Origin of the sequence: Halobellus sp. Atlit-38R, assembly GCF_003665925.1 — an archaeon.
GTDB lineage: Archaea > Halobacteriota > Halobacteria > Halobacteriales > Haloferacaceae > Haloquadratum > Haloquadratum inordinatus.
The window spans coordinates 1-630 of sequence record NZ_QXIJ01000114.1 but is presented as its reverse complement, the minus strand read 5'-3'; the positions used below and the strand labels follow the sequence as shown (position 1 = coordinate 630).

General features: G+C 72.5%; 2 protein-coding genes. One reads left to right on the top strand and one right to left on the bottom strand.

Annotation, left to right across the window (positions count from 1 at the left end; all coding sequences use genetic code 11):
- Positions 1–94, top strand: a 94-nt coding sequence (locus tag D3D02_RS21545) for a 3-keto-5-aminohexanoate cleavage protein (protein WP_147435719.1), incomplete at its 5' end; no start/stop codon positions are given.
- Positions 95–99: 5 nt separating this feature from the next.
- Here D3D02_RS21545 and D3D02_RS18390 read toward each other — a convergent pair.
- On the bottom strand, positions 100–630 hold a 531-nt coding region (locus D3D02_RS18390), incomplete at its 5' end, for a biotin/lipoyl-containing protein (RefSeq protein WP_304999800.1).

The following is a 630-nucleotide window of genomic DNA, read 5'->3' as shown; positions in this document are numbered from 1 at the left end:
GGTGGCGCGCGCGGCGCGGATCGCCGAGGAGCTCGGGCGCCCCGTGGCGACGCCCGAGCAGACGCGGGAGCTACTGGGGCTGCGCGGTCGATAGCCCGCTCACTCCAGCACGATCAGCACGTCGCCCATGTCGACGCTGTCGCCCTCGCCGACGTGGACGCCCGCGACGGTGCCGCCGCGCTCGGCGACCACGTCGTTCTCCATCTTCATCGCCTCGAGGACGCAGACCACGTCGCCGGCGGCGACCTCGTCGCCCTCGTCGACATCGACCGAGAGGATCGTCCCCTGCATCTCCGCCTCGATGGCCTCGCCGCCCTCCGCGACGTCGACGCCACCGGCATCGCCGCCGTCGTCGGATTTCGCCTGCGGCGGGCGCTGCTGCCCGCCTCCGCCGCCGCTCTCGGGCACGGGGATCGCGGGCGCGCCGCGCTCCTCTAGCTCCACCTCGAAGCGCTTGCCGTTCACCTCGACGGTGAATTCGCGCTCGGTGACTTCCTCGTCGTCGTCGCCCGCCGAGGCCGACTCCGTCCCCCACTTCTCCTGGGCGTCGGCGACCAGGTCGCGGTCGAGCTCCTCGTCGAGGTACTTCGTCGTGTGCGTCCCGTCGACGAAGCGCTCGTCGTCGAGCAA